11 protein-coding genes and 2 pseudogenes are annotated in these 12,649 nt (G+C 68.7%); 8 read left to right on the top strand and 5 right to left on the bottom strand.

The genetic code is table 11. The features are described 5' to 3' along the window. Positions 1 to 44: 44 nt before the first annotated feature. Positions 45 to 1,232, bottom strand: a complete 1,188-nt coding sequence (locus P3T41_RS20750; RefSeq protein ID WP_280691459.1) for an FAD-dependent oxidoreductase — start codon at positions 1,230 to 1,232, stop codon at positions 45 to 47. Further along, a complete protein-coding gene (locus P3T41_RS20745; RefSeq protein ID WP_280691458.1) occupies positions 1,225 to 1,398 on the bottom strand; it encodes a rubredoxin in 174 nt (57 codons plus the stop codon). The genes P3T41_RS20750 and P3T41_RS20745 overlap by 8 nt, the downstream gene beginning before the upstream one ends. 63 nt (positions 1,399 to 1,461) lie before the next feature. Here P3T41_RS20745 and P3T41_RS20740 point away from each other — a divergent pair. Continuing rightward, positions 1,462 to 1,834: pseudogene (locus P3T41_RS20740) on the top strand (transposase); the annotation flags it as partial. A gap of 93 nt (positions 1,835 to 1,927) precedes the next feature. Here the strand turns inward: P3T41_RS20740 and P3T41_RS20735 are convergent. Further along, on the bottom strand, positions 1,928 to 2,095 hold the full coding sequence (locus tag P3T41_RS20735) for a rubredoxin (protein ID WP_280691457.1): 168 nt from the start codon (positions 2,093 to 2,095) through the stop codon (positions 1,928 to 1,930). Next, entirely contained in the window at positions 2,092 to 3,258 is a 1,167-nt protein-coding gene (locus tag P3T41_RS20730) for an alkane 1-monooxygenase (protein WP_280691456.1), read from the bottom strand. The genes P3T41_RS20735 and P3T41_RS20730 overlap by 4 nt, the downstream gene beginning before the upstream one ends. A gap of 153 nt (positions 3,259 to 3,411) precedes the next feature. On the opposite strand from P3T41_RS20730, the gene P3T41_RS20725 reads away from it, so the two are divergent. From P3T41_RS20725 to P3T41_RS20715, 3 genes are all read left to right on the top strand, one after another. Continuing rightward, the gene (locus tag P3T41_RS20725; protein ID WP_280691455.1) at positions 3,412 to 4,002 is read left to right on the top strand and encodes a TetR family transcriptional regulator; all 591 of its coding nucleotides are present in this window, start codon (positions 3,412 to 3,414) and stop codon (positions 4,000 to 4,002) included. A 453-nt stretch (positions 4,003 to 4,455) separates the two neighbouring features. Then, positions 4,456 to 4,530, top strand: coding sequence for a hypothetical protein (locus P3T41_RS20720; RefSeq protein ID WP_280691484.1), 75 nt, complete (start codon positions 4,456 to 4,458; stop codon positions 4,528 to 4,530). Positions 4,531 to 5,314: 784 nt separating this feature from the next. Then, positions 5,315 to 5,740 carry a hypothetical protein gene (locus P3T41_RS20715; RefSeq protein ID WP_280691454.1) on the top strand — a complete coding sequence of 142 codons (426 nt, stop codon included), beginning with the start codon at positions 5,315 to 5,317 and terminating at the stop codon, positions 5,738 to 5,740. 500 nt (positions 5,741 to 6,240) lie between these two features. Here P3T41_RS20715 and P3T41_RS20710 read toward each other — a convergent pair. Then, positions 6,241 to 6,950: pseudogene (locus P3T41_RS20710) on the bottom strand (transposase family protein); the annotation flags it as partial. 585 nt (positions 6,951 to 7,535) lie between these two features. Between P3T41_RS20710 and P3T41_RS20705 the strand changes: the two are divergent. Genes P3T41_RS20705 through P3T41_RS20690 form a run of 4 tightly spaced genes read left to right on the top strand, consistent with a single transcriptional unit; the run spans position 7,536 to position 12,549 of the window. Beyond that, positions 7,536 to 8,597: a 3-oxoacyl-[acyl-carrier-protein] synthase III C-terminal domain-containing protein gene (locus P3T41_RS20705; RefSeq protein WP_280691453.1), complete on the top strand. Its 1,062-nt coding sequence runs from the start codon at positions 7,536 to 7,538 to the stop codon at positions 8,595 to 8,597. A 3-nt stretch (positions 8,598 to 8,600) separates the two neighbouring features. Continuing rightward, a complete protein-coding gene (locus P3T41_RS20700) occupies positions 8,601 to 9,545 on the top strand; it encodes a hypothetical protein (protein WP_280691452.1) in 945 nt (314 codons plus the stop codon). Beyond that, entirely contained in the window at positions 9,542 to 11,506 is a 1,965-nt protein-coding gene (locus P3T41_RS20695) for a fatty acid CoA ligase family protein (RefSeq protein WP_280691451.1), read from the top strand. The genes P3T41_RS20700 and P3T41_RS20695 overlap by 4 nt, the downstream gene beginning before the upstream one ends. Beyond that, positions 11,503 to 12,549 (top strand): NAD-dependent epimerase/dehydratase family protein, encoded by a 1,047-nt coding sequence (locus P3T41_RS20690; RefSeq protein ID WP_280691450.1) that lies wholly within the window; start codon positions 11,503 to 11,505, stop codon positions 12,547 to 12,549. Before P3T41_RS20695 ends, P3T41_RS20690 begins: the two co-directional genes overlap by 4 nt. Positions 12,550 to 12,649: the final 100 nt, after the last annotated feature.

Raw genomic sequence — 12,649 nt, 5'->3', positions numbered from 1 at the left:
GGGCTCGGCCGCCGACCGTCAAACAGCACTGCAAGGCCGCCGGTTCACCCGGGGCCATCCCCGTCCACAGCGGGGAGCGTGAGGGTGATCTGGTGGCGCAGATCGCGGAACTGGGCAGGGCGGTTGAAGCAGACCGCGCCGATCAGTAGCCCCTCGCGATGAAAGGTCGCGGTGAAGTCTCGGGCGTCGACATCGCCACTGAGCCTTGTGCGGTCGGCGGCCAGCGGCCATCCGCAGATCTGGACTTTCGTGCCGAACTGATCGGTCCAACACCAGGGCAGCGGCACATGGGCCATCGGCTTGCCCAACATGTTGAGGGCCGCGACGACACCGTGTTCCTGGGCGTTGGCCCATTGCTCGATGCGGCGGTGGCCGCCCAGGAGGGCATCGGGCTGACTGGTGACATCGCCGGCTGCGAAGATGCCCGGCTCGCTGGTGGCGCAGTAGCGATCCACCACGATGCCGTCATCGACGGCCAGCCCGGCTTCCCCGGCGAGCTCGGCGTTCGCACGCGTGCCGGTTGCGACCACGACAACATCGGCCTCCCAACTGCGCCCGGACCGGTCGGTCGCGGTCAGAACGCCGTTGTCGCCCGCACTCAGATCCTGCAGATGAACGAAGGTGTGCAGCCCCACACCTCGAGCGCGGTGCAACGCGGTGAGAGGGGCGGACACCTCCGCGGGCAGAAGATGGGCCAGCGGGTGCGGCGCCGCCTCGATGACGGTGACCTGGCAGTCCCGGACACGGGCACAGGCGGCGACCTCCAGGCCGATCATCCCGGCCCCGATCACCAGGAGACGGGCGCCCGGGGTGAGTTGCCTACTCAGGGCACGAGCTTGGCCCAGGGTACGCAGCGTGTGGACGCCCGCCAACCTGTGCGCCGAGGGCCACGGGCGGGGGTACGCCCCAGTAGCCAGCAACAGCCGGTCGTAGGGCAACGGCGCGCGGGTACCGAGGTCGACGGTGCGCCGCCGCGTGTCGATGGCGGCGACAGTGGTCGAGGTAAGCAGCTTGATATCCAGCCGCGTCCAGGTGTCCGATGTGTACAACCGCAAGCTCTGTGCTGCCATCTCGCCGCGCAGGAAGCCCTTGGACAGCGGCGGCCTGCGGTACGGGGCATCAGGCTCCTGGCCGATCAACACGATCGAGCCACGATACCCCTCGGCTCGCAGGGTGAGGGCAGCGGTGGAGCCGGCGATGCCGTTGCCGATCACCACCATCGGCTCAGGCACGGGTGATCTCGATCATCTCGAAGTCCGCCTTGGCAGCTCCGCAGTCCGGGCAGGACCAGTCGTCGGGGATGTCCTGCCAGCGGGTGCCGGCTGCGATGCCCTCCTCGGGCCAGCCGTGTTCCTCGTCGTAGATCCAGCCGCACACCAGGCACTGCCAGCTCTTCATCGGTTACCTCCAGGGAAACCCCGGGCTTTGGGCCGGGGAGGGATTGGATTCCCGCGTGGCGGGGTGGGGGAAGGTCGGTTCGCTGTGAAGGCGGCCCGGCGTCTGGGCTGCGTGAGGAAAAAAGGTGTACAACCTGGCGATTGAGGCACGTACTGCCGCGTGGCAGCAGCGGCAGGATCGGGTCAACTGCAGCGCCACCAGCGCGATGCTGACAGCGTGGAAGAAGACCGAGGAACTGTCCTACCTCGCTGAGGTGTCGTCGGTCCCGTTGCAGCAGACGCTTCGGCACGTGCAGGAAGCGTTCACCAACTTCTGGGCGAAGCAGGCTTCATGCCCGACGTTCAAGTCCCGGAAGCAGTCCCGCAACTGCGCCGAGTACACGTCCAGTGCGTTCCGCTTGCGCGACGGCCGGCTGACGCTGGCGAAGATAAGCGAAAAATCGCTCCCCGCGGACGGAAAATTGCGTGCTCGCCGGGTGAACCTGGGGCCTGCCCCGGACTGACATGCTTCGTCGGGTTGGCGCAAGCGTTCAGTCCGGTGTGGGCGCGAAGTCGGGCTTCTCCCGCACCGCGCAGTCGGGGCACACCCAGTCACTTGGCAGCGCGCTCCATGCGGTGCCGGGCGGGTAGCCCTCGCGGGGCGCGCCGACGGCTTCATCGTAGACGTACTCGCAGCACGGGCAGCGGTAGCGACTCATCGGGCGGCCCCGTAGCGGGCAAGGACCGCGGCGCGCCTGGCGGGTTGGATGTTCGCCTGGGTCACGTCGCCGGCGTAGTGGGCCAGCACCCGGTGGTCCATCACACGGCGCCACACCGGGGGGAGATAGGCGAGCAGGATCATGGTGGCATAGCCCGAGGGCAGCTCCGGGGCCCGCTCATCGTGGCGCAGCGCCTGGTAACGCCGGGTGGGGTTCGCGTGGTGGTCGCTGTGCCGCTGGAGGTGGTACAGGAAGACGTTGGAGGCGATGTTGTCGCTGTTCCAACTGTGCTGGGGGGTGCAGCGCTCGTCGCGTCCACTGGTGGTCTTGCGGCGCAGCAGGCCGTAGTGCTCCAGGTAGTTGACCGCCTCCAGGAGGCAGAAGCCGATGACCGCCTGCAGCAGCAGGAAGGGCAGGACGGCAACTCCGAAGACGATGACCAGGATGCCGAACACTGCCAGCGACATGGCCCAGGCGTTGAGCACGTCATTACGCAGACTCCAGGGCCGCTTGCCGAGCCGCTGCAGCCGCGCCCTCTCCAGCTGCCAGCCCGAGCGCAGGCTGCCTGTGACGGTGCGGGGCAGGAAGCGCCAGAACGTCTCTCCCAGGCGGGAGCTGGCCGGATCCTCAGCGGTGGCGACCCGCACATGGTGGCCGCGGTTGTGCTCGATGTAGAAGTGGCCGTAACCGCTCTGAGCCAGAGCGATCTTCGAGAGCCAGCGCTCGAGGGTGTCCTTCTTGTGTCCCAGCTCGTGCGCGGTGTTGATGCCGATGCCGGCGACCATGCCGACCGTGACGGCCAGCCCCGTCTTGTCGAGCAGGGACAGCCCTCCCGCGCTCCACAGCCGGCAGGCCACGACGAGGCCGACATACTGCAGGGGCAGAAAGAGGTACGTGCACCACCGGTAATAGCGGTCCTGCTCCAGGTACGCCAGGACGCTGTCGGGAGGATTGTGCGAATCCTTGCCGAACAGCTGGTCCAGCAGCGGGAACAGCCCGTAGACGACTAGCGCCCCTGTCCACCAGAACAGGCCGAGCCCGGTGGCATCCACCAGGGCCCACGCCAGGAACGGGAACAGCGGGACCACCAGACCCAGCGGCCACAGGTATCGCTTGCGGTCATGCCACCGCCACGCCCGCGCCTCCATGCTCACCGCTGCCATGCTCTCCCTCTCACCTGGATGGACAAAATTAGATTGAGTGTCCAGAAACTAGACACACAGGCCGTATATGTCAACCATTGTGCGAGCTGCGGCAGGCGGCAACTGCGGACCCGCTTCGTGGGGCGGACCAGCGGATTCGCTATGCTGACGCCAATGACCCGCTTCCGTGAGACCGTTCGCTCCCTGCTCCGGGAACGCCTGCTGGACGCGGCCTATGACCTCGTATCGGCCGACGGCTGGAGCGGGCTGCGGATGGCCGCCGCCGCCTCGGCCGCAGGAGTGAGCCGGCAGACCGTCTACACCGAGTTCGGCTCGAAGGACGCCCTCGGGCAGGCCCTGATCCTGCGCGAGGCCGAACGCTTCCTGCTGGGCGTGCAGGAGCAACTCGACGCCCACCGCGAGGACCTCGAGAGCGCGGCGCACGCGGCCATCTCCTACGCCTTGCGGCACGCCGCCGACAATCCGCTCGTCAAGGCCATCGTCAGCGTCGAACACAGGGGCGATCGCGACCTGCTCGACCACCTCACCACCCGGCCTGAACCCCTCCTCGATACTGCCGCCACCATGCTCGACGCCTACCTCGCCCAGGCCTGGCCCGCCATGGACGCGCACTCGCGTTCCCTGGCAGCGGACACCGCGATCCGCCTGACGATCAGCCACATCGTCCAGGGCACCCCCGCTCCTGAGCAGGCGGCAGCCCGCACCGCCCAAGTGATCACCCGCGTCGCCCAGCTATCTCGCTGATCCCCGCCGTACAGGGCGGCCTGCTGGCATCCGGCACAACACCGATCAACCGCGCCTCGCGGTGCGACCGGCCGCATGCGCGCGGGCTGCGGCGACGGCCCACCTCGCCTTCCGCCAGCGGCCCGCCCTGGCGCCGGAACCCCGGCCCGCGCCGCTGGACGGTCAGAGACCGCAGCAGCTGCGCTCGCCAGCGAAGAACCGTGGATCGGTGAACCTGCGGCTCCCCGTACGGCCTTCCCCACGGTCCGTTGCCGCAGCCACGGCCTTCGGCCGAGAATGGACATGCGGCAGCCGGGGGCAGCGCCGCGGTGGTCCTGAGCAGTGCGAAGCCCCGGTTCGTGTTGCCTGGGTGCTCGCGAAATCCCTTCGAAAGCACCGTCCGCGAGCGACCAGGTGGCATGAGGGCGCCATAACCGCGTCGATCAAGCGACGTTCGCGTGCCGCGCCTGCGGTGTGATCATGCACGCGGACCACAATGCATCCCGCAATATCGCCCGCAGGGGCGAGGCCGCGTGGATCGCGGGGTAGGTGACTCGGACGTGGGAGGCCACGCGGCAGTCAGCCGCGCCCTACCCGCAAGCCCGGGGGTCAAGTTGATATCCCATGGCGCCCAGGGTGAAAGCGACGGCGGCACCAGGGTAGGGCGCTGTGCAACGGCGTGTCAGCTTCCCCGTGGACCCGCTTCATCCTGGAGTCGATGTCCAAGCGGATCGCCTGGCCGAGCACTGCAGCAGCGGGCAGTGCCCGGCCAGTCGGCAGATGAACGTTCAAGCTCCAGGGATCGATCACTCAGGGGCGTGATCAGGCCACCGAGCGTGTCGGCCTGTGACTGGGGCATGTCGGGTCGTCGACGCCCCGGTTCTCCCGTTCGGGTCATGAGGGTGCACTGCGCGGCCACTCGATGTCCTGGGCGAAGAGCCAGGTCCCAGTGGGGGAGCAGTGCCGATGTGGGGCCATCGAATGGGAGGGCTCACCTTCAAGCGGCGCTGTCGCCCCCCCCCGGGGGGGGAGTGGCCGGAATATCCATACCGCACATGCGGGGGTGCTTGTAGTGTCTGCATTCCCAAGCTTTGTCGTGCACATTGCAGGCTTGGGAAATGGGCACTCCACCACATCCAGGTGCGGGCTGTGCCCTCGAACACATTCGCCATCCGACCAGCTGCAGGAGTGATCCCTCGTGACACGACTTCGCCGTGGCTCTGCCATCCGACGCCCCCTCAGTGCCGCCTTCGCAGCCGCTGGACTCACTGCGGTGTGCCTGGCTGGGGCGCCCGCCGCCTCGGCCGCCCCAAGTGCCGCTCCCGGGACGGTCATGATCGAAAGTGGCACCTTCCATGGTTACGTGTTGTGTGCCAGCCCGAACGACGAGTCGGTCTGGCTGCAGCCGATCAGCACCGCCAACCCCTACTGCATGTGGATGGAGCTCGGCGCCTCATCCCAGTTCACGCTGCTCAACCTGGCTAAGGGACAGGTGATGGCGTACACCGGCGGTAACCAGGGCGCAGTGGTGATGGAGGTCCCCGGCGCCTCGAGCCTGGGCGCGAACGCCCAGCTGTGGTCCTGGGGAGGAGGAGAGGACTGGGGCGCCAGCGCGCTGCAGTCCTTCTGGGACAGCGGTCAGAACGTTGACGCCATGTCCCCGGCCGGGGACTACCCCCGAACTGACCCGGTCCACACCCGCGGTTGGCGTCATGGTTACCAGCGTGAGCTGACGTGGAACGCGATCACTCCGGCCTGACACCTCGCCGGGCGTGTGACGGCGCCCGGCGGCGTGCTTGCCGGGCGCCCACGACTTCGTACGTCAGCGGTGTTCGGATCGAGCGCCAGCGGGCGGACGCCGGACATGGCAGCAGTTCCTGGAGCAGCGCGGTCCCGGCCTCCACGGAGGCGTCGCCGAGTTCGTGAGGAGAGCGCGGAGAGGCGCAGAGTGGATAGGTGTCCGATCGCCTGGCGAGCCCGAAGAGACGGCGGCACCCGAGTCGGTCGCAGCGAACGGACGTCCGTGGACAAGGGCGAGCGCACGGCGCACCGCCAGTTCGTGCCCTCGCCCGGTTCTCCAGTTCTACAAATTGCGGGCCGGTCGCCAAGCGTGGGTGGAGCGGGAGCACTCCGAGGCCTGGCCGGCCGAGCAGATCCGGCCCGCGCGGCACCTGGGGCCGGCCACAGATCACCCCCGAGCTGCGGCCGTTGTGGCACGGGAGGGTGAGTCCGGCGTCGACGGCGGCGCGGTCGAGCCTTCATGCGGGCGTAGCGCTTGACGGTGTTCAGGGCGACGTCGAGGCGGCGGGCGCATTCGAGCAGGCCGACGCCCTGGTCGAGGAGATGATGGACCCGCTGCCAGCGCGCGCGGGTGGTCTGCTCGCGTACGCCTGCGGGCCGGGCGGGGTCCACGACGGTGGCCCAGCAGCCGGCGTGGGAGCGAACCTCGGCCAGGACCTTGCCGCACAGGTTGCTCCACAGGCGCCACCTGTTGCTGACCTGCACCGCGTCCGGCAGGACGTCGATCCGCTCGCTGGTCTCGACGGAGTGTGGATGCGCTGGAGCAGGCGCAGGGCGGCGGTGTAGGCGACCGGCATCGCTGGAGCTCGTGTGAGGCGGGCGGCCGCCCGGCCGCATAACTCCTTGAGCACCTGCGAGATTTGCCTGGTTAGGCGGGTAGTACGGCGCTGAAGGCGCTCCAGCAGCCCGGGGACCTGTTCCCGGAATGTCTGCCGATGGCAGCCCAGCACCGGGCAGACCAGCCGCTTCACTCTCATCCGGACGGCTACCCGGCGGCCGTCCACCGGCATGTCCGCCACCGTCCGCCCGTGACAGTCGTGCACCTTCGCGTTCGGCACCCCGCACACCGGGCACGGCACCGGGACGTCCCTGGTCCGGGCCGTCACCCGGACTACCTCATCGCCACCCACCACATCTTCGACGACCAACGCCGACAACCCGGAAAACACCACGTTCACAAGAGAGTTGGAACCATCCATCTCCCATGATTGCAGCCGGAGACGCAGCGTCACCGACTACGGAACAGAGCCGGAATCCTGATAGTCCCATGCGCTCCCGTCGCTTGGTTCGCGGCCACGAGCCGCGCCCGTCATCGACTTTGGTCGGTGGCGGATGTGGCATTTCTGCGGGTCCGTTGGTGCTGTGCGGTGGATAAGTTGATCACCGGTCCTGTATGGCACTGGGTGGGAAGGGTCGATGGTGAGGGCTCTCGGGGCTGCTTGGCTCCTGCGCGGGCAGCGCAACCGTTGAGGGAGTCTGCGCGGTCCCGCGCGGAGCGTGCGGGTAGCGGCTTGGACTGCGCGCGGGAGCGCTGTATCCCAGGGGATGTGGCAGAGCCCGGTCCAGGCGGCGGGCGGGCAGGGGGCGCGGTGAGGGCGAAGTCCTGCGCGGGCGACCCGGGGGATCCTGTTCGCTTTTCGCGCTGAACCGCCGGGTCCGTCGTTCCTGCGTTGCGCCGGTCCCGGCTGTATCGGGCATGCGTTGTTGACATGGGGTGCGCATTTGGACCGGTAGACCGTAGATGGAGAGGGACGATGACGACGAGTACGCGTAGTAGCCGGTTCGAGGCGCTGGGGGCATATCTGCCACCGACGGTGTTGTCGACCGCGGACCTCCTTGCGAGGGTGAGCGGCACCCCGGATGTCGATCTGGAGCGGATCACCGGTGTGGCCGAGCGAAGGGTCTACGACCCTTCGCCGCAGGCGGGGGAGGACTCCTATGGCCTGGCGCTGAAGGCGGCGCGTGAGTGCCTGGCCAACTCTCGTTATGCCGCAGCCGAGTTGGATGTGGTCATCTCTGCCTCGATCACCCGTTTCAAGGACGGCGGCCGGTTCACGTTCGAGCCCTCCTTCGCCCGGATGCTGTCGCAGGAGCTGGGTGCCGATGCTGCGATCCACTTCGACGTGTCCAACGCCTGTGCCGGGATGATGACCGGCGTCTACCTGCTGGACCGGATGATTCGCGCGGGTGTGGTGCGTAATGGTCTGGTGGTCAGTGGCGAGCAGGCCACGAAGATTTCCGAGACCGCCGCGGTGGAGCTGACCGATTCCTATGACCCGCAGTTTGCCTCGCTGTCGGTGGGCGACTCGGCGGCGGCGGTGATCCTGGACGAGTCGGTGGACGAGGCCGATCGGATTCACTACGTGGACCTGATGACGTGTGCGGAGTACGCGCATCTGTGCATGGGGATGCCCAGTGACCGCACCCAGGGCATCGCTCTCTATACGGACAACAAGCAGATGCATACGAGGGACCGCCTGCGGCTGTGGCCGAGCTTTCACGGGGACCTGCTGGCCAAGCAGGGACGTACGTTCGCGGATGAGGGCTTCGACTACATCATTCAGCATCAAGTCGGTACCCGATTCGTGGAGTTCGTCAACGCTACCGGGGAGGAGGAGTTCGGTGTGGCGATGCCGCCCTCCCTGAATGTCGTTGCGTGGACTGGCAACACTGCCTCGACCGCGCATTTCCTGACGCTTCAGCAGCATTTGAAGGCGGGCAGCGCTCGCCAGGGCGCCAAGTTCCTGCTGGTTCCTGCCGCCTCGGGCGTGGTGACCGGTGCTCTGTCCGCGACGATCTCCACCCTGGGGGTGTGACCTGTGACCACTGTCATCACGGCGGCCTCGGGTGTGTTGCCTCCCGCTGGGCAGAGCGGGTGCACTGCGGTAGGGCTGGCTGCGCTGGCTGCGCGCGACTGCCTTGCCACGGCACGGCTGGCGCCGCAGTCCGTCGGCGCGCTGATCAACGTGGGCGTCTATCGCGAGGCCAATACCTTCGAGCCGGCCATGGCCGCGCTGATCCAGAAGGAGGTGGGGATCAACCTGGACTACCTTGCGAATCCCGGCCCTGCCGCGTTCTCCTTCGATCTGATGAACGGCGCCTGTGGTGTGCTGAACGCCGTCCAGGTGGCGCAGGCGTTGCTGGAGACCGCGAGTTGCGACCGGGTTCTGGTGACGGCCGCGGACGTTCACCCCGGCGGTTGTGCCGGCGATGACCCGTTGTACCCGTACGCGGATCTGGGTGGCGCGCTGCTGTTGGAACGCGGCACGCAACCAGACCGCGGATTCGGACGGGTGCGCACGTGGAGCCGGCAGGGGGATCCCGCGGTTGCGGGCCATTTGGAGACCGCGACCATGGGGGCCGGCGGCCGTGCGGTGGTCACTGTGGTGCGGGATGCGGACCGGGAGGAGCGCTTGCTCGAGTTCACCGCCTCGGTTGTCGCGGACTACGCCCGCGCCGAGGGCCTGGATCTGGCTCGGACGCTGGTCCTCTGCGGCCGCCCGGCGCCGGACTTCGGCGCTCGGTTGGCGTCCTGTCTGAATCTGGACGCGGCCCAGGTGCTTGCATCCGCCCCGCCTGGTCCTTCGATGGAGGGCACCGGCGAGGCGCATACCGCGGGCCCGGTCCTGGGCTACCTGCAGGCTACCGCGGCGGGCCTGCCCGCCGGCACCGAGCAGTTGCTGCTCGTCACCGCCGGGGCGGGGCTGAGCGCGGCATGCGCCAGCTACCGGCCCCCGCTGGAAACGGGAGACACCGCACTGTGACATCGCTGGCGCACTACCGTCTCGAATCGCAGGACTCGCTGGCCGACCAATTGGCGCATAATGCCGATGCCTTCCCGAGCAAGGTCGCGATCATTTCACCCGATGGCCGCATCGCCGGCGGCGAGGTCCGCTACCGGGAGCTCTCCTACCAGGAACTCCAGGCCCAGGTTGAGCAGTTGGCGAACGAGCTGGCCGCGATCGGCATCACCAAGGGCATGCGGACCGTGCTGATGGCCGCCCCCGGTCCCGAGCTGTTCGCGCTCGCCTTCGCTCTGTTCCGCCTTGGCGCGGTGCCGGTTGTGGTGGACCCGGGGATGGGGGTGCGGCGCATGCTGCACTGCTACCGAACGGTGGGCGCGGAGGCTTTCATCGGCCCGCCGATCGCCCACGCCGTGCGGGTCCTGGGATGGCGGACCTTCGCCTCGATCCGGATCACGGTGACGCTGGGCCGGCGCTGGTTCTGGGGCGGCCACACCCTTGAGGGACTTCGCCGGCGTACCGCCGAGGAGCACCAGCCGCGCACCATACGCGGCAGCGACCTGATGATGATCGGCTTCACTACCGGCAGTACCGGACCCGCCAAGGGCGTGGAGTACACCCACGCGATGGCCACCGCGATGGCCCGTCAGATCCAGGCCGCCCACGGGCGTCACCGCGAGGAGGTCTCGCTGGTGACACTGCCCCTGTACGGGATTCTGGATCTGCTTTTTGGATCCACCCTGGTCCTGGCGCCGGTAGCACCGGCCAAGGTGGCGCACGCGGACCCCGGCCTGCTGGTGGCGGCGCTGACCCGCTTCGATGTGTCCACCATGTTCGCCTCACCGGCCTTGCTGCGCGTCCTGGCCGAGCACCTGGAGTGCCACAACGCCGAACTGCCGGCACTGCGTTGCGTAGTGTCTGGGGGCGCCCCCGTACCGGCCGAGCTGGTGGCGAAGCTGAGTGCCGTGTTGGACAGCAGCGCCACGGTCCACGTGACCTACGGTGCCACCGAGGCGCTGCCGATCTCCTCCGTGCAGTCGGCGCAGATCCTCCATGAGTCGGCGGACCTGAGCGCGCTGGGAGACGGCACCTGTGTGGGCCGACCTCTTGCGGGTATCGAGGTACGGATCATCCCAGTCACCGATCTGCCGGTGGCGTCCATGGCGGAGGTGCAAGCACACTCGGCCTGGCAGGTCGGCGAGATCACGGTCGCAGGGCCGGCGGTGAGCCGCCGCTACCATGCCGCGCCCGCAGCGGACCGCCTGCACAAGATCCACGACGACAGCCCCCGCGGTCCGGCCAAGATATGGCACCGCACGGGGGACTTGGGCTACCTGGACGCCATGGGTCGGCTGTGGTTCTGCGGGCGCAAGAGCCAGCGGGTGCGCACCGGCGCAGGTGACCTGCACACGGTGCGCTGTGAGGGAGTGTTCAACGCCCATCCCCTGGTGCGGCGCAGCGCGTTGGTCGGCGTCGGCGAGGCCGACCGTCAGCGACCGGTGGTGTGCGTGGAGACCCAGCCGGGGGTCGGCCGGCGCCAGTGGCGGCGCGTGCGGGACGAACTGCACGCGCTGGCCGCGGCCAACCCGGTCACTCAGGGCCTGGGGGAGTTCCTGCGCCACCGCGCCTTCCCGGTCGATGTGCGCCACAACGCCAAGATCGGGCGGGAGGAGCTTGCCCGCTGGGCACAGCGCCAGCTGCAGCCGCAGGGTCGGCGCTGGGCGCTGCGGACGATCCCGCTGGCAGGCTGGGCCTACCTGCTGCTCGGCGCGGTCCACCCCGTCGACTCCATACCGCTGTCCGTGCTGTGGTGGATCGATGCGTTCCTGAGTGTGGTGGTGCACGCGGCCCAAATACCGGTGGCCCTGCCACGAGGGCGCGCGGCTGGCCGCCGGCCCGGGGCCACGATCGCGCTCACCATGTTGTATGGCGCCACCTGGTGGCGGTCCCTGTCACCGACCGCCAAGGACGGTGTGGCATGAGGATCCTGGTGACCGGCGCCACCGGGTTCCTCGGCGGTCACCTCGTGGACCGCGCCATCCGCGAGGGGCACCAGGTACGGGCCCTGGTACGGGTCGGCAGCGACATCACCGGACTGCGCGCCGTCGCTGGCCTGTCCCTGGTCTACGGGGACCTTGGCGACAGCCAATCCCTGCTGCGGGCGACCCGGGACATCGACGTGGTGCACCACAGCGCGGCCCGGGTCTCCGACATCGGCACCCGCGCCCAGTTCTGGGAGGCCAATGTCAGCGGTACCGAGCGGCTACTGGACGCCTGCCGACGCTCGCGGGTGAGCCGCCTGGTGTTCGTCAGCAGTCCCAGCGCCCTGATGGGAGTCAAGGGCGGCGACCAGCTCGACATCGACGAGGGCACTCCTTACCCCGACCGTTGGCTCAACTTCTACTCCGAGACCAAGGCCGCCGCCGAACAGCGGGTTCTGGCTGCCGACGAATTCGCCTTCACCACCTGTGCGCTGCGGCCCCGGGGGATCTGGGGACCGCGCGACTACAGGGGATTCGTGCCCCGGATGGTGGCGGCCATGAGGGCCGGGCGGCTGCCCGATTTATCCGGCGGCAAGCAGGTACTCGTGTCGCTGTGCCACAGTGACAATGCCGTATCCGCCTGCCTGCGCGCCGCCCAGGCACCCGCAGCGAACGTCGGCGGCCGGGCCTTCTTCGTGGCGGACCGCGAGCGCACCGACCTGTGGGCGTTCCTGGCCCGCCTGGCCGCACTGTTCCACGCCACCCCGCCCACCAGGCGCATCCACCCGCAGGTCACAGACGCACTGGCCAGGTCGGCGGACATGCTGTGGCGGCTACCGAAGCTGGCCGCCACCACTGCTCCACCCCTGAGCCGCTACTCGGTGGCCCTGCTCACCCGCTCCAGCACCTACGACACCACCGCGGCCCGCGAAGCCTTCGGCTACACCCCCGAAACGGACCAGGAGAGCGGCCTGCGCCGGCTCGTGGAATGGGTCGACTCGATCGGTGGGGTCGAGGCGCTCACCTATCGGCAGCCGGGTTGAGGCACCCCCGGGACGCAAACGGCACCCCGAAGGCCTGGCACGAGGAGAACGGAAGGCACCTGCAGTTGACATCCTCTGACAACGGCTCACGTCCAACCCT

Origin of the sequence: Kitasatospora sp. GAS204B, from assembly GCF_029892155.1 — a bacterium.
Taxonomy (GTDB): Bacteria; Actinomycetota; Actinomycetes; order Streptomycetales; family Streptomycetaceae; genus Kitasatospora.
This window is presented reverse-complemented; position numbering and strand designations above follow the sequence as displayed.